Source organism: Pantoea vagans, from assembly GCF_001506165.1.
Classification (GTDB): domain Bacteria; phylum Pseudomonadota; class Gammaproteobacteria; order Enterobacterales; family Enterobacteriaceae; genus Pantoea; species Pantoea vagans_C.
Genome location: NZ_CP011427.1, coordinates 3,623,196 through 3,639,533, shown reverse-complemented (window position 1 = coordinate 3,639,533; position 16,338 = coordinate 3,623,196). Strand labels below are relative to the sequence as shown.

At 53.6% G+C, this 16,338-nt stretch carries 14 protein-coding genes; 7 read left to right on the top strand and 7 right to left on the bottom strand.

Features of this window, described 5'->3' with window-relative positions:
* Positions 1–5 precede the first annotated feature (5 nt).
* Complete coding sequence (locus LK04_RS16935) at positions 6–1,973, bottom strand: sigma-54-dependent Fis family transcriptional regulator (RefSeq protein WP_039334073.1); 1,968 nt, start codon at positions 1,971–1,973, stop codon at positions 6–8.
* Between the two features lie 197 nt (positions 1,974–2,170).
* Between LK04_RS16935 and LK04_RS16930 the strand changes: the two genes are divergently transcribed.
* The 4 genes from LK04_RS16930 (at position 2,171) to LK04_RS16915 (ending at position 6,589) form a co-directional block, all read left to right on the top strand.
* Positions 2,171–3,190: a Gfo/Idh/MocA family oxidoreductase gene (locus tag LK04_RS16930; RefSeq protein ID WP_039334074.1), complete on the top strand. Its 1,020-nt coding sequence runs from the start codon at positions 2,171–2,173 to the stop codon at positions 3,188–3,190.
* Positions 3,190–3,969 (top strand): TIM barrel protein, encoded by a 780-nt coding sequence (locus tag LK04_RS16925; RefSeq protein WP_039334075.1) that lies wholly within the window; start codon positions 3,190–3,192, stop codon positions 3,967–3,969. The genes LK04_RS16930 and LK04_RS16925 overlap by 1 nt, the downstream gene beginning before the upstream one ends.
* Before the next feature lie 74 nt (positions 3,970–4,043).
* Positions 4,044–4,958 (top strand): substrate-binding domain-containing protein, encoded by a 915-nt coding sequence (locus LK04_RS16920; protein ID WP_039334076.1) that lies wholly within the window; start codon positions 4,044–4,046, stop codon positions 4,956–4,958.
* A 407-nt stretch (positions 4,959–5,365) separates the two neighbouring features.
* Positions 5,366–6,589, top strand: a complete 1,224-nt coding sequence (locus LK04_RS16915; protein WP_158649445.1) for an O-antigen ligase family protein — start codon at positions 5,366–5,368, stop codon at positions 6,587–6,589.
* Positions 6,590–6,609: 20 nt separating this feature from the next.
* Here the strand turns inward: LK04_RS16915 and LK04_RS16910 are convergent, their stop codons facing one another.
* Positions 6,610–7,536 carry a glycosyltransferase family 2 protein gene (locus LK04_RS16910; RefSeq protein WP_039334077.1) on the bottom strand — a complete coding sequence of 309 codons (927 nt, stop codon included), beginning with the start codon at positions 7,534–7,536 and terminating at the stop codon, positions 6,610–6,612.
* A 309-nt stretch (positions 7,537–7,845) separates the two neighbouring features.
* Here LK04_RS16910 and LK04_RS16905 point away from each other — a divergent pair, with 309 nt between their 5' ends.
* On the top strand, positions 7,846–9,297 hold the full coding sequence (locus LK04_RS16905) for a methyl-accepting chemotaxis protein (protein ID WP_039334078.1): 1,452 nt from the start codon (positions 7,846–7,848) through the stop codon (positions 9,295–9,297).
* 27 nt (positions 9,298–9,324) lie between these two features.
* Here LK04_RS16905 and LK04_RS16900 read toward each other — a convergent pair whose 3' ends face one another.
* The 3 genes from LK04_RS16900 to LK04_RS16890 all read right to left on the bottom strand — a co-directional run bounded on the left by LK04_RS16900 (position 9,325) and on the right by LK04_RS16890 (position 11,618).
* A complete protein-coding gene (locus tag LK04_RS16900) occupies positions 9,325–9,615 on the bottom strand; it encodes a DUF1330 domain-containing protein (RefSeq protein WP_039334080.1) in 291 nt (96 codons plus the stop codon).
* On the bottom strand, positions 9,615–10,496 hold the full coding sequence (gene yghU, locus LK04_RS16895) for a glutathione-dependent disulfide-bond oxidoreductase (protein WP_039334082.1): 882 nt from the start codon (positions 10,494–10,496) through the stop codon (positions 9,615–9,617). The genes LK04_RS16900 and yghU overlap by 1 nt, the downstream gene beginning before the upstream one ends.
* A 102-nt stretch (positions 10,497–10,598) precedes the next feature.
* Complete coding sequence (locus LK04_RS16890) at positions 10,599–11,618, bottom strand: LacI family DNA-binding transcriptional regulator (RefSeq protein WP_039334085.1); 1,020 nt, start codon at positions 11,616–11,618, stop codon at positions 10,599–10,601.
* Positions 11,619–11,718: 100 nt separating this feature from the next.
* Between LK04_RS16890 and LK04_RS16885 the strand changes: the two genes are divergently transcribed.
* Complete coding sequence (locus LK04_RS16885; protein ID WP_039334090.1) at positions 11,719–12,729, top strand: Gfo/Idh/MocA family oxidoreductase; 1,011 nt, start codon at positions 11,719–11,721, stop codon at positions 12,727–12,729.
* 122 nt (positions 12,730–12,851) lie between these two features.
* Here LK04_RS16885 and LK04_RS16880 read toward each other — a convergent pair whose 3' ends face one another.
* Entirely contained in the window at positions 12,852–13,733 is an 882-nt protein-coding gene (locus LK04_RS16880; protein WP_039334092.1) for a sugar phosphate isomerase/epimerase family protein, read from the bottom strand.
* Positions 13,734–13,749: 16 nt separating this feature from the next.
* Complete coding sequence (locus LK04_RS16875; RefSeq protein ID WP_039334094.1) at positions 13,750–14,787, bottom strand: Gfo/Idh/MocA family protein; 1,038 nt, start codon at positions 14,785–14,787, stop codon at positions 13,750–13,752.
* 324 nt (positions 14,788–15,111) lie between these two features.
* Between LK04_RS16875 and LK04_RS16870 the strand changes: the two genes are divergently transcribed.
* On the top strand, positions 15,112–16,140 hold the full coding sequence (locus LK04_RS16870) for a LacI family DNA-binding transcriptional regulator (RefSeq protein ID WP_039334096.1): 1,029 nt from the start codon (positions 15,112–15,114) through the stop codon (positions 16,138–16,140).
* Positions 16,141–16,338: the final 198 nt, after the last annotated feature.

The following is a 16,338-nucleotide window of genomic DNA, read 5'->3' as shown; positions in this document are numbered from 1 at the left end:
CGCAGTTACAATGCTAATCCATTTCTTATTGCGGCCACGTCCACCTGCCACAACTTCAATTTGTTATACAGCGCCGTGCGGGAAATCCCCAGCAGCTGCGCGGACTGGCGCAGATTGCCTTTGTGTTCACTCACTACCTGCAAGACATGCTGGCGCTCTTTATCCTGCAATGACGTCAATGTACTGGTGTCGGTCACTGAAGCCCGTCGCGTCATCTCCTCGGGCAAATCTTGCCTGCCGATCTCCAGCCCTTCACACAGGTTCACCATACGCTCGACCAGATTCTCCAATTCACGCACGTTGCCCGGCCAGTGCCACGCCTGCAAACAGCTCATCGCTTCAGGCGACATTTGGGGGGCAATGCGTTTCAGCCGGGTACAGAGCGCGACAATAAAGGTATTCACCAATCCTGGAATATCCTCCTGACGCTGGCGCAGTGGCGGTATCTCCAGCGAAATAACGTTAAGGCGGTAGTAGAGATCGCGACGAAAGGCGCCTTTCTCCACGGCATCCAGCAGATTGCAGTGCGTGGCGGCGATGATGCGTACGTTCACTTTCAGCGGATGCGCCGCGCCGATGCGCACCACTTCACCTTCCTGTAAGACGCGTAGCAAACTGGTTTGCGCCTCTAACGGCATCTCGGCAATCTCATCGAGAAACAGCGTGCCGCCCTCTGCCAGTTCGAATTTACCGGCTGAGCCACCACGCCGTGAGCCGGTAAATGCGCCATCGACATAGCCAAACAGTTCACTCTGGACCAGATCGCGTGGCAGTGCGCCGCAGTTGAGCGCGATAAACGGTTCCTGATGACGCGGGCTGGCATTGTGAATCGCCTGGGCAAACAACTCTTTACCGGTACCGCTTTCACCGCTTAACAACACTGTGCTGTCTGTGCGGCTGCTGGCGCGCGCTTTCTGAATCGCCTGCTGCACAAGCGGGGCGTGGCCGCGAATCATCTCGAAGGTGTAGCTGGCGCTGGCCCCCATCACGCGGCGTGTGATCGCGCGGATACGCTGGTTCTCACGCAGAGAGAGCACGCGACCGCCATCGGGCGCGGGCATAAGGGAAATCAGGCAGGAGAGGGGCTGGATGCCATCCGGGATGAACTGCATCTCGCGGTCGTTGCAAAACGGCATGGTAAGTAACGATCCACCTTGCGGCTGCAGCAGGACATCGATCGGCCCGGCATCGGGATCGAGGCCGCTGAAAATCTGCCGTGCATAGCGGTTCAGGGTTTTAATGCGACCGTGGCGATCGCAGACGATCACGCCTTCATTCAAGGTTTCGAGAATCGACTGCTGCTCGGCCAGTAAACGGCGCAGCGTCAGTTGCTGTCCCACTGCTTCCGCAGCGGCTTGTACGGTACCCAGCGTGTGGGTATTGAAGTTATCCGGCGTAGCGGTCAGTGTCAGCACGCCTAGCATTTGACCGCTTGCGTCACGTACCGGTGCGGCGGCGCATTGAAAGTGGCGATTGCGTAAATCGATCTTCCAGTTCTCCCCGCTCAGCACATACACCAGGCGTTGCTCGATTAGGCAGCGTGCCGTGCAATTGGTGCCGAGCACCTCTTCACTGAGGATGCTGCCAACAGGTGTCAGATCGGAACCGCAGAAATGCAGTGTGACACCCTGCGCATCAGTGAGATTGATATGGCCGTCCGGGTTGTAGGCCAGCAGGTTCTCCATCACGTTGCGTGCCACCAGGATCAGCTCGGCATTGTGTTCCAGGATCGCCGCCAGCTCCTCGCCGGGCGGAGAGGTATAAACAAAGGTCGTGGGGTCGATGGCACGCTGCTGCGAGCGCTGCCAGGAGTGCAAAATGCTTCGCCGCATCCAGCGCGGCTGCTCACCTCGTTCAAAACTGTGCCAACCCTGCCACAGCAGCGTATCCCATTCGCCCACTTCTGCACTGTTGGGCAGGCTGAAGATGGGGTCGCTTTCATCTTTAAAGGGTAAACGCTCAATGGTACGCATCGGACACTCCTGCTGGCGGTGGAATGTCCATTTTATTGACATGCAAAGTTGACATGTAAATTTTATTGCCAGTTTGTGAGCCAACACTGTGTTCTGTCTCACAAAATCACCGCGATATGGGTTGGCATTGGCTTTGCAATGTCTTGATGACATCGCAAGGCCCGATTGGGTATATCCAGAAACCTAAGGAATGAACCATGACATATCATCTTGACCCTGTACGCGTTGGCCTGATTGGTGCGGGCCGCATGGGCAGCTTCCATGCCGAAAACCTCGCGTATCGTGTACCGGGCGCTATCCTGGCTGCCGTAGCCGATCCGCTGCCGGGTGCCGCAGAGAAACTGGCCAGCAAATTAGGTGTGACCAAAGCGTACAGCGATTTGCATGCGCTGCTGCAGGATCCTGAGATAGATGCCATTGCTATCGCGGCACCGGCGCGGACGCACGCCGAGTGGGTGATCGCCGCGGCCAATGCGGGCAAGCATGTGTTCTGTGAAAAACCGATGGCGGTGACGCTGGATGAAGCGGATCGCGCGATTGCGGCGGCCAAAAGCGCGGGCGTCGTGCTACAGGTAGGTTTCAACCGCCGCTTTGATTCCGGCTTTGCGGCCGCCATCGCGGCAGTGAAAGCCGGCGAAAACGGCACCACGCAGTTGAGCCGTTCGGTCACGCGCGATCCGAAGCTGCACGATCCGGCCCCGATCCCGCAGTGGACTATTTTCCTGGAAACCCTGATCCACGATTTCGATACGCTGCTGCACTTCAACCACGGCGCGAAGCCGGTCGAAGTGTACGCGATTGCTGATGCTCTGGTGCGCCCAGACTTCAAAGACAAAGGGCTGTTAGATACCTCCGTGGTGACGATTCGTTTCGACAACGGTGCGATTGCCATTGCCGAAGCCAATTTCCAGGCGGTGTACGGCTACGATGTGCGCGGTGAAGTATTTGGCAGCAAAGGCATGTTGCAGGCCGGCCATATCAACGCCAACCACTGCGTGCGCTACCACGCCGACGGTATTGCCATTGATACCTCCAGAATGGATTCCGATCTGCTGCGTGAAGCCTATGTGGCGGAGATGGCCGAATTCGCACGCTGTATTCGCAACGGCGAAACACCACGCGCCACCGGCGAAGATGCGCGCAATGCGCTGGCGATTGCGCTGGCCTGTATCGAGTCCGTCAAACAGAACCTGCCTGTTACCTTAGGAGCGCGCTAATGGCGACTTATCAACTCTCTGTCTGTGCCGAAATGGTATTTCTCGATCTGCCGTTCATCGAGCGGGTAAAACGCATTCATGAGCTGGGGTTTGGCGTTGAAATCTGGGGCTGGGCCAACAAAGACATTGATGCGCTGGTGGCGACCGGGGCGCGCTTTACCTCGATGACCGGCTATCTCACCGGTAACCTGACCGATGACAGTGAAATTCAGCAGTTGCTGGAGAGTGCGGAAACCTCGCTGGCCGTGGCTGAGCGGCTTAACTGCCCAGGGCTTAACCTGCACGGCACCGGGCTGGATGACAAAGGTTTACCGGTGAAACCCGTGGAGATTGTCACGGGGGAGATGTGGCTCAAAGCCGTCGAGACGCTGCGTAAAGTGGCACAGCTGGGTGAGCGCGCCGGACGCGTATTCACGCTGGAAAACCTGAATCTGCCTGTTGATCATCCCGGCACGCCGTTTGCGCTGGCCGCCGACACGCGTGCGCTGGTGGAAGCCGTCAACAGTCCGGCGCTAAAAATGAACCTCGATCTCTACCACGCGCAGATTGGTGAAGGAAATCTCATCGAGCTGATTCGCCGCTGCGGTACGGCCATCGGTGAAATTCAGGTGGCGGATGTGCCGGGGCGTCAACAGCCCGGTACCGGTGAAATCAACTACCGCGCCATCGCCCGTGCGCTGCACGAGGTGGGCTATACCGGCACTGTCGCGATGGAGGGCTGGGCCAGCGGTGATAGCACGCTCGCACTGCAACAGTTCCGCGATCACTTCACGATTTAAGCGTTCTACCGCCGGGTATTTGCCTGTTGCCCGGCGTCATAACAATAAAACCTCAACCCTACAGGAATGAACCCATGAATATCAGAAACCTCATGCTGTGCCTGTGCTCGTTGTTACTGAGTCTGAGCGTCAGTGCGAAAACCTTCACCGTTGGCGTCGCCCTGGCTAATTTCGATCTTAACTTCGTCTCCATCCTGCGTACCCAGATGCAGGAAGAGCTGAAGGCTAACCAACTTAACGGCCAGTTTGTCGATGCCAAAGGCGATGTGGCGTTGCAGGTGCAGCAGGTTGATGACTTTATCAACCAGGGCGTTGACGCCATTATTCTCAACCCCGTGGACACCCAGGGCGTGTTGCCGATGATTACCGCAGCGAAAAACGCCAATATCCCTCTGATTTTTGTCAATCGTAAGCCGGAAGTGAAGTTGCCAGGTGACATGGCTTATGTCGGTTCCGATTCGGCGCTGGGCGGCGAGATGCAGATGGAAGCACTGGCGAAGAAGATGAACTACAAGGGTAACGTGGCGATTTTAATGGGTGCGTTGTCGAACGAGGAAGCGCGTGAACGCACCAAAGCGGTCGAAGCGGTCATCGCCAAATACAAAGATATGAAAGTGATTGAGAAGCAGAGTGCCAAATGGCAGCGCAATGAAGCGGTGGATGTGGTGTCGAGCTGGTTGCTGAACCAGCGTCCAATTGATGCTATCGCCGCCAATAACGATGAAATGGCGATTGGCGCCATCATGGCGCTCAACCAGGCGAAGAATGAAAAAATTCTGGTAGCGGGTATCGATGGCACGCCTGATGGTCAGCAGTTTGTGAAAAACGGCAAAATGACCCTGACCATCTTCCAGGATGCCAAAGGCCAGGCAACCGGCGCGGTTCAGGTCACCAAGGCGCTGCTGGATAAGCAGAAAGTGCAGGAGTACAACTGGGTTCCGTACAAAACCATAACACAGGATAACTACGCGCAGTTTGCTGCGAATTAATGCGCTTATCCCCTCTTCATCATGCAAGAGGGGAATTTCTTCTCCACCTCATCCTCACTCCCTGTAAGCCAACTCCCCTCTATGTACCGCCCCATAATCCATTAACGGATCCAATTTAACGTTGATGAGGCGAAGTAAATAAGCCGTTGACTGCTGGACGTTGAACAATCAGTGCGGCATTATCAGCAGCGCATTGGCGATATTATCGTTGAATGAATCAGAGACAGGGGTTATTCCTACTTTGAGAGGCATCAAAACGTGAGGATGGGTGACAGTAAGTAAAAATCATAAATAAAGTATTTAGGATTATACTTAATGTTCCGTCGGTCATTTTGAGAGTAAAGGTTACTGAGGCTAAGCGAATTTTGAGTATATTATCACCAGTAATGAAGAGAAAAAATCTTGGCATGGCACTGCCTTGGCTGGCTTTTGCCGCACTTTTTTGTATGCTTCCCGTTGCGTTTCTGTATGAGAAAGGGGGGCGGGTATTATTTTATTATTGTGCTTATTTTTCATTGGCTGGTGTAGTTATTGAATTATGGCAAAGAAAGAAGGTTAAGCTAACGGATAAAAAAGCTCTGGCGATATTATTGCTGGGTGTGATTTACGTTGGGTGGTCAATATACTTCCAATATGTCATGCATACCGTAGATGGCTTGTATTATACCGCTGGGAAGCGATTTATCCTTGCCTGGCTTATTATGGTGTACATGATGCACTGCTTCCGCACTGGGTCGCTGAACAAAAAATTGGCTGTGCGCTATGCTTTTCTCTCTTTATCCTTGGCATTTATCACCTCAAGTTGCTTTGCGATCTTCCAATCGATAACCACCGATGAGCGCATTGTGCTCGGCATTAACCGCGCAACAATGACGGCCTATGCCTACTCTATCGTGATGCTGGCGTTAATATCACTGATATTGAGAATGCCTGACAGCAAGCTAAAGAAAGCCTTTTTCCTGTTCGTTTCGATCATTTCACTGTACGTGATTATGCTGACGCAAACGCGCTCGGCTATGGCCATCCATACTTTATTCCTTGCTTACATGACCGTGAGACTCTTTGCGGTGACACGTAATGTGAAATTCATAGGGTGTGTAGCGCTATTGCTGCTGTTAGCGGTAGGCCTTAGCTATAAACTGATTGAAACCCGTGTTGATACGACCGTGACGGAGTACACGGATTATCAGCAGGGCAATGACAAAACATCGCTGGGATCGCGCTTTACCATGTGGAAAACCGGCATTCTGGCCTTTGAACATGCACCATTAGGTCAGACGCAGGATCAGCGTAATAAATTCATTACCACCTACCTTGATGAACATCATCAATCGGATTCCTGGGCGTTAATTTATATTAATGTTCATCTGCATAATGAGTTTATTCAATTCGCTTCATTATTTGGTGTGGTGGGTGTCTTGATGTTGTTGTATTTCTTTTTCACTCTTATCGTGGTTGAAATAAGATCTCATCAAACCATCACGCCATTGGCCATAGCCAGCGTTGCCATGCTGTTATATGGTATGACCGATGTATTGCTAACCTCAGTCGAGTTTATCGCCATGTTCGGTGTATTAGTGGTGTTGCTGTCGCTGATTGAGAACGCAGAGGGTAATAAAAAAGCTCCTTAACGGGAGCTTTTTTCAGCGTGTTAAAAGAGACCTTTAAGCTTCATTTTGAAGTATTTTTTCTTGAAACTGGTTCGCACTTTGGTGTCAGCGAGAAACGAAATGACGGGTATTTTACTGATGGCATTTTTCACTGTTACCAGGTCATTTTCGTTTTTGATCATCGGATAATACTTATGGGCAATATTAATCCAATGGCATGACAGGAGATTGCGATATTTTTCCTGAAAAACATCATCCATTTTCTGTGTGGCAAGAATTAGCATGGCGATCTTTTCAGCATCCAGGTCGTTCGACAAACTTTTCGCCCTTTTAAAATAAAGATACGGGCTATGTTGAGCGTAAAGGATATGGTGGCTGACTTCTAATACAGTAGGGAAGAGCCATGCATCTTCATAGCAGGTTAAATCAGGGAATTGAAATTTTTCCAGGATTTCTCGCTTAATGAATTGACCGATAAAATGTGCCTGTAATTCACGATGAATCAGGAATTTTTCAATAGCCTGATGCTGACTCAATGGCGTTGTGATTAATCCATGCCATTTTGCAACTCGCTGCTTATTCTCATAAACCTCATTGAGTGGTGCAAACAAGGCATCTGGACTCTCTTTTTCTAAGCAGTTAACAATATCCGCTAATGAATTTTTCAACAGTTGGTCATCACCATCCAGCATCATAACGTACTGACCGCGGCATTGACTGACTGCAAAGTTTCTTACCTTGCCGATATTTCGTAATGAAATATCAAATACGCTGGCATGGGCATTTTCGGCTGCGAACGCGTGCAGCATTTTACTGGTGTTATCCGCAGAGGCGTCATTAACAAGGATGATCTCAACTAATTCCTGCACCCCAATGCAGGCATTTTTCAAGCTCTCTAAGGTGTCTTCAAGAAAATTTTCACAGTTGTGTGCAGTGAGTAAGACACTAATAACATAAGGAGAAGCCATAATTATCCGCTATCTTTTATAAGAGACATCACGATTAATATTACTATAGGTACATCATCGGGGGTGAGCGAATTCATGAAGTGGTGCACATCTTCTGGTAAAGTCAGATTAGTACTAAGAAAACCCCCGCTATAAGCCTAACGGCAGCTCGCTGCGAGCTGTAACAGTGAAAAAGATCACATCTCATCACCTTAGCTTCAGACGGCGCTAAATTATTTCCCGCGCTTGTCGATAATTTCTCCACTCAGTCTGTGCGCCTTGCCCTGCATCCTTGGGGCAGCCTGATCAACTTCTGGTGTGGAAAGTGTCATGATCGCAACGCCCTTGATAGGCCCGGACGCCGCGCCGGTAGAAATGGTTTCGCTTAAACGTATTGCACAGCGCGCAGACACGCTTGCCATGCTGCTGTGTTGGACACTGTGGCCGATTGCGCTTGGCGTAGGGTGGATGAACAACAGCGTGATGGTGGCGCTAATCGTGGGGCTGATACTGGTATTGCTGGCCACGTTTTGCGCAACGGTGATGCGCGGCTCACTGACTTCCAGGTTACTTCTTTCCACTTTGCTGATTGGCTGGGCTGGCTTGTTGATTCAGCTCGGTGAAGGGGAAACCGAATATCACTTCTCGGTATTTGTGCTGATGTCCGTACTCCTGGCGTGGCGCGATATACGTCCGCTGCTCATGGGAGCGGTAGCAGCGGCGACGCATCATATTTTGTTTAACTATCTACAAGATAACGATCTGTTTGGCGTGGTGGTCTTCCATCACCCAGGTTGGGACATGGTGTTTTTCCATGCGCTGTTTGTTGTCGCGCAAACCATCATACTGCTGGTGATTGCTCGCCAGATGGCCGCTGATGCGCGTTCCGCCAGCGAAGTGGCAGCACTGGCCGCCCAGATCAATCAGCAAAGCGGTTATCTGACGCTCACCGCCGATACACAGCAGAGTGAGACGCCCTTTGCGCGTACCTTTAGCACCACGCTAGGCACCTTGCATGGCACGCTCTCGCAGGTCAGTCAGCGTGTGGGGGCGTTGTTAGTGGAGTCGGACACGCTTCTGCAACGCAACGCCGCGCTGTCAAGTCGAACCGATGAGCAGGCGCAGGCGCTGGAGGTGGCTGCCAGCGCGATGACGGAGATCAGTATCGCCGCCAGCTTAACCCGTGATAAAGCCCAAAGTGCCCGCGAACTGGCCAGTGAAACGCGCACGGTGGCAACGCGCGGTGAAGAGAATATTCAGTCGGCGATGGGATCGATGGCGAAGATCAGCGAAGAGTCACAGCGGGTGAAGGTGATTTTGGAGCTGATTGACGGCATTGCATTCCAGACCAATATTTTGTCACTCAATGCGTCGGTGGAAGCCGCCCGCGCGGGGAACCAAGGGCGTGGTTTCGCGGTGGTGGCCAGCGAAGTGCGCAATCTGGCGATGCGCAGTGAAAATGCGGCGCGTGAAATCCGGCAGTTAATCGATGCCAGTTCTGCCAGCACCCAGCATGGGGCCGTGCAAGTTGAGCATGCGGCCCAAACGATGCGCTCGATTCACAGCAGCATTAGCGGTTTATCGCAGCTGGTGACGGAATTATCGGAGATGAGTGAGCAACAGAATCTCAGCATCGAGCAGATACAGCAGAGCATCAATAGCATCGATCACAGCGTGCATCACAATGTGCAGCACGTAGCTGAAACCATGCAGGTGGTCGAGCAGCAGCAACGGCAAGCGAATCAGTTACAGCAGTCGATCTCGTTGTTCAGGCTGGGTTGAGTGGGCGGCCTGCAGGCCGCCAACACATTAAGCTACGCCGTTCACCAACAGCACGCGGTAATTGGCACCTTTAAGGCGGTGCGCTTTGGCTTCCTGATATGCCGGGCTGAAGTACCAGGCTTTTGCGGCGTCAGCATCGGCAAATTCCAGTACCACCACGCCTTCCGCATCACGGCCTTCCAGCACCTGTAGATCGCCGTAAAAGGCCAGCGGGTTGATCTGATGATCGCCGCGCGCCTCGCCCGCTTTCTGCGCATAGGTCGCCAGCTCATCCTTATCCAGCGTTTCGTCCTTAATCATCACCACATAGGCAGCCATTACTTCTCTCCTCGAGCCTGGCGTTTATCTTCGGTGTTGTTATCGAAATCAGCGGCATCGTGGCGTTCCAGCAGTTGGTCTTGCGGCTCTGCACCGAACGCTTTATTCACCTTACGACCACGGATTACCGCTGGGCGTTCGGCAATCTCTTTAGCCCAACGCACCACATTTTTATACGACTGCACGTCGAGGAACTCGCCGCCGCCATAGATGTTATTCAGTACCAGATTGCCGTACCAAGGCCAGGTGGCGATGTCCGCAATGGTGTATTCATCACCGGCGAGGAAGCGATTATCGGCCAATCGACGATCCAGCACGTCAAGCTGGCGTTTGGCTTCCAGCGAGAAGCGGTTGATGGCGTATTCGATTTTTTCTGGCGCGTAGAAATAGAAGTGGCCATAGCCGCCGCCGAGGTAGGGCGCTGAACCTTGCAACCAGAACAGCCAGTTGAGGGTTTCGGTACGGCCCGCGATATCGGCAGGAATGAAGTGACCAAATTTCTCGGCCAGATAGAGCAGAATATTGCCTGACTCAAATACGCGCAGCGGCGGGGTGACAGAGTGGTCACTCAAGGCCGGGATTTTAGAGTTCGGGTTAACCTCAACAAAACCGCTTGAGAACTGATCACCATCCCCGATGCGGATTAGCCAGGCATCGTACTCGGCTTCTTTAGCCCCCACGGCCAGCAACTCTTCCAGCAGAATAGTGACTTTCTGGCCGTTCGGCGTGCCAAGTGAATAGAGCTGCAGCGGATGTTTGCCCACTGGCAGAGTCTTCTCATGCGTCGGCCCGGCGAACGGACGGTTGGTTTTCGCACCGTTACCTTTGGCTTCCGGGTCCCAGGTCCAGACTTTCGCGGGCTGATACTGATTTTCCGACATAGTGATTTCGCCTTGTTGTGATTGCGTTTTTTGCTGCTACTGAGTGTAGCAGCGCGAGATGAAGGCGATTTAACCGCGCTGGCGGTGCGAAGCCAAGTGTGATTAAGCGAAGTTCTCTTGCGTAAAAAGCATAAAGTCCACTTTACCGGGCGCGTAGGTGTCGGGCTGTTCACCCTCTTCCAGATGTTTGAGCAGCAGGGTGAGCGCCAGCTGCGCGTGGCGCAGGGTGTTTTGATCGAGGGTCAGCGTCAACACGCGTTTTTCTAACAGCTGGCGCGTGGTGCTATAGAGCTCATGGGTGACGTACACCAGTTTGCCGTTCAGACGATGACGCGCCAGGGCTTCGTGGATCTGCGTATTGCCCATGCCCGTGTTGTACAGCCCAACGATGTGCTGCGAGCCGGCAAGGGTTTTCTCCAGCAGACGGCTGATGCGCTCACGCTCATCCTGCCCGGCCAGAATCTCGCGCAAGCGCAGTTGCGGGAAGCGTTCAGCCAGTACCGATTGAAAGCCTTCGATACGCTGGCGATGCGCAGAGTAGTCGGCGCGGCCACTCACCAGCACCACATCACCCGCGGTGGCGGTCATACTGCCGAGCATCAGCCCGGCAGTGCGACCCGCTTTGTATTGATCAATACCCACATGGCACAAGCGCGCCGCATCGGGCAGGTCGGTGACCAGGGTGATTACCGGCACACCGTGCGCTTTGCAAGCGGCTAACGCCTCATAAATCAGAGGGTTTTCGTGGGCAAAGACAATCAGCGCGTCCCGTTTTTTGCTACTGGCTGCAATATGTGCTGCCAGCTTCTCGGGCGCGTTTTCTGGGATCAGGGTGCGATGCAACCGCAAACGGCGATAGCCAAGCTCATCAGCGAGATGGGCGAAATCCTGTGCCAGTTGCTGGAAGAAGAACGAGCCATTGCCGCTCAGCAGCACTTCAACCTGCCAGGTGTGGCGATGCTCCTCCGGCAAAATACGCTTTAAACCCGCCTCGCGCGCTGCCTGTAGAATTTTTTTGGTCATCGCAGGCGAGACGCCACCACGATCGTTCAGGACGCGATCAACCGTGGCCACGCCTACGCCAACCTGCTTCGCCAGCTCCGCCAGCGTCAGTGCTTTCATCTGAGGTAATTCCATCAAAAACCGCGTTCAGCTAGCCTGCCACAAAGCGCTATTTTGACAACATTGGTTATTCCAAAATGTGAACAAAAGGAGCGTTAAGATGCGGACGCCGCAGCGTTTTGCCCTGATTGGCAGTGGATTTATTGGCCAGGTACATGCCGCAAACCTGGCGGCTCATCCCGGTGTAGAACTGGCGCTGGTGTGCGATATCGATGTCTCACGAGCAGAAGCGGTGGCGCAGCGGTTTGGTGCGCGAGCGGCAAGCGTACAGCAGGCGCTCAACCGCGATGCGATTGACGCGGTGCTGATCGCCAGTGCCACGCCGACCCATGCCGAATTGCTGGAGCAGGCGGTGCGCGCGGGTAAGGCGGTGTACTGTGAGAAACCGATTGATCTGTCGCTGCAACGTGCGCGCGAAGTGGTGGAAAAGATTTCACCGCTGCAGGTGCCCGTTACCGTGGGCTTTAATCGTCGCTTTGATCTCAGCCATCAGCAGCTGAAAGCGCAGTTAAAGCAGGGGCTGATTGGCCGCACCGAGCTGATCCAGATGGTGTGCCGGGCTTCTGAGCTGCCACCGCTGAGTTATCTTCAGGCTTCGGGCGGGCAGATGCGCGATCAGGCGATTCACTTTTTCGATCTGCTGCGCTGGCTCACCGAGGATGAAGTCAGCACGGTGGGTGCAATGGGGGCCGCGCTGGCCATGCCCGAGATACGTGATTTCGATGTCGATACTTCGGTGCTTATCATGCGTATGCAGCAAGGCGCCTTGGCTCAGCTGGATAGTACACGCCGCACGGCTTATGGCTACGACGAACGCATTAGCGTGATGGGCAGCGAAGGGATGCTGGCGTCAGAGAGTCAATCGGCGCGCGGTGCCACCTTGTATCAGGGGAAAGGGATTACTCAGCCTGGACTTTATGCCGACTGGTTTAGCCGTGTGCAAGAGACGTATTACACGCATCTGGATGCGTTTGTGCGTTACATCGGCGGGGAGAAGGTGGAAGGGCTGCCGGGATTGATTGATGGTCTGCGTGCGCAGGCGATTGCGGAAGCGGCGCAGCTTTCGCTGACACGCGGTGAGTTTGTGGATGTGGAGCGGGTGTCTATCTGATGCCCTCACCCCAACCCTCTCCCGCAAGCGGGCGAGGGGGCCGATCGAGAGAGCATGTCGTCCACACTATCCAGTCCCCTCTCCCTGTGGGAGAGGGTTAGGGTGAGGGCATCAAGCCGCACCTATTTCAGCAGTTCACGCTCAATCAATTCACGTGTTTCTACTGCCTGGTACTTCATCTTCTCCGGATAGCCGAACAGCGCCGCCGAGATGATCGACTCGCCGCCCACCTTGTAAGTGCGGTTGGCAAAATCCATCTCGCGCAGTGCCTCAAACAGCCCATCAAAGTTCACTTCGCCTTCACCTACAGCCACGTGCTGATGAATCGTCGCATCGACACCCGGTGGGTTAACGATATAGCGGCAGTGCTTGGTGTGGTTCATGGTATCGGCAATCAGCATATGTGACAGATCGTCGCCTGCGTAATGCAGCATGCTTTTCACATCACCTACGCCCTTGTCGTAATAGAAGGTGTGCGGCGCACTGTAGATGTATTTGACGTTGTCGCTACGGAAGGATTTCACGATGTCCGCCGTTTCATTACTTTGTTCGCAGAAATCCCATGGATGGGCCTGAATTTCGACGCGGATGCCTTCACGCTCGAAAATGGGCAGCAACTCATCCATTGAGCGATAGAACATCTCTTCACAGATTTCCGGCTCATTCGGGTTGCCCGACAGCTCGGTGTTGATCACCTGTACGCCCATCTCAACGGCGATTTCAATCATGCGTTTCCAGTTCTTCACCGCAGCCTGACGGCGCAACTCGTCTGGGCCGGACCAACGGTATACGGTAATGAACGAAGAGATCTCCACGCCGGTGGCATTCAGCGCATTTTTGTATTCGCGCATGATTTCGCGGCTGGCTTTGGGATGTTTATAGAACGGGTTGATCTGCGGATGCGGGGATTGCTCAATGTACTTATAGCCCCACTCAGCCACCTGATGCACCATGCGAGTGATACCAAGGTCTCTGATGACATCCACATCAAAAGCGATTTTCATTTTGTTCTCCTGAGCGTTAAGCGGTGCGCTCTTCATTAAACACCACACCAATCTGCTGTCTGACGTCATCCATTGCCCGCAGCGTCGCCAGAGAAGTGGCAAGCGGACGAACAGGCGAGTCGAGCAGGCCCTGATGAATACACCAGGCGGTATGTTCGATTTCATGACTGAGCTGAATATAGCGGTTGGTCGGCTCCTCCCAGCGCAGCGTGTGTCGGCCATCACTGGAGGTGAGACGGAAATTGCCCGGCGCGTAGAACTGGCCGTCAAGGTAGAGCGTGGCATCGCGGCCAGCGATGACTGCGGTGCCAGGCGTGTTGCTGAACAGGGTGGTGTTGAGTACCGAATGCATACCATTGCTGTGCGTCAGCAGCATCGAGGTCTGGCCGTTAACCCCACCCGGTGCGGGCTGTCCCTTGGCGACAATGCTGTTGGGCGCGCCGGCAACAAACACGCTGAAGCCGATCAAATAACTGCCGAGATCGAGCATCGGGCCGCCAGCCAGATCGAGATTAAAGATGCGGTGATCCTGGGTGAAATATTCGCCATGATCGGCGATCAGCGTATGAACATCACCTAAAGCGCCATCGGCCAGCAGTTGACGGATCACATCATATTTTGGCGCGAAGTCGCACCACATCGCTTCGACACACAAGCGTTGCTGCTTTAGCGCTTCTTGCTGTAACTGCCAGGCTTGCTGCGCATTCAACGCCAGCGGCTTTTCGATTAATACGTGTTTGCCTGCCTGTAACGTGCGCAGACCATCCGGGAAGTGGTGATTGTGCGGCGTGGCGATATACACCACATCAATGTCAGAGCGGCTGAGCAGTGCATCTATCCCTTCCACGGCATGCGGGATATCCCACTTACTGGCAAAGGCCTGGGCTTTCTCAAGGCTGCGTGACGATACAGCGATCAGCTGCTGCTGAGTGTGGTGGCGCAATGCGTTGGCAAAGTGGTCGGCTATCCAGCCAGGACCAACAATACCCCAGCGTAATGCAGGAATCTGGTTTTCAGGGTGACGACGAGGTGCAGGTAGGGTTGCAGGGAACATATCATCTCCGTTTTATTTGATACCTAATGAACCGGGAGCCAGCCATCAAATATAGGAAGCGGCAACCGCACCCTCTAATCCTTTCCTGATGTAAATCCATCAGCCTGAAGCACAGGTGTCGGGAGAATAAATATCAAACATTTATTCTGGATGGTATCTGAATGAAATGAATCATTTCATTTTTGCGAGGGGGATCAAAATACTGAGAGGCTTTCTATCAAATAGTGAGATTTGATGACGACTTATCCAACAACAGATTCGCACTCTAAAACGAATTCGGGCATTATTTTTGATAATTAACTATCAATTTACTGGAAGCTATTGATGAGTAAAATCACCATGAATGCCATTGCCGATGCGGCGGGTGTGGGTGTTGCGACCGTAGATCGCGTGCTGAACCGTCGCGCACCGGTTCGCGCAGCCACCGAGCAAAAGGTACTTGAAGCCGCGAATCGCCTGGGGTATCGCGTTGGCCCCGTCGCGGCGTTCCACGAAACACAGCAAACGGCAGGCGTGACGTTACGTATGGGTTTCATCCTGCTCTCCAAATCTTACTCTTTCTATCATGCGTTCACTGACGCACTGCGGCAGCATACCCAGCCGCTCCATCCTGCCGGCAGTGAGCCGTTATTTTACTGGCACGATATTGATGATGTTGCTGCGGTGGTGGCATCCCTGCATAAGCTGGCTGAGCAAGTGGATGCTATTGGATTGGTGGCGCTGGACCATCCGCTGATTCGCCATGCGATTGAGCATATCTCGCGGCAGGGCGTGCGGGTTTATGCGCTGTTTTCGAATTTTTCTCCCTGCGGCCACGCCGGTTATTTTGGGCTGGATAATCAGAAAGCCGGGCGCACCGCCGGTTGGGTGGCCTCGCATCTGCTGCATCAGCCGGGATCGGTGGGCGTGTTGGTCGGTGACCATCGTTTTACCTGTCAGGAGAGCTGTGAGATCAGCTTCCGATCCTATCTGCGGGAACAAGACAGTGCCCGCCGGGTGCTGGAGCCATTGAAAACCCATGAGTCAATTGATGGTGGCTATCATGCCACGCGCCAGTTACTGGATGAGCATGCTGATCTCGCATTGATTTACGCCCCCTGTGGCGGAATTGAGGGGGTGATCCATGCGCTACGCCAACAGCCACAGCGGAAGGTGGCACTGGTTTGCCATGGTCCGGTGAAAGAGGGGGATCTGGCGCTGATTGACGGCAGCATTACGGTGATGATCCGCCATGATATCGATGATATGGCACGGCAGTTGGCGCGTACGGTGCAGCAGCAGGCCACGGAATCAGGCGATCACTTCTCGCTGGTGACGCTGCCGTTTGCGATCATCACGCGGGAGAATTTGTGAGCCTGTCGCCACAAATGGCGGACTGCTACACAGTTATTCGTTTCCCGGTCGCCATGAATGGCAACCCTACAACGATTGTGCACCGATCTCGTAGGGTGCGCATTTATGCGCACTCTGGCTGCATTTGATAGATAATCTATCAAATTAATGATGAAAAATAACTTGATCGCTATCAAAAAATGAAAGTTTCATGATTGC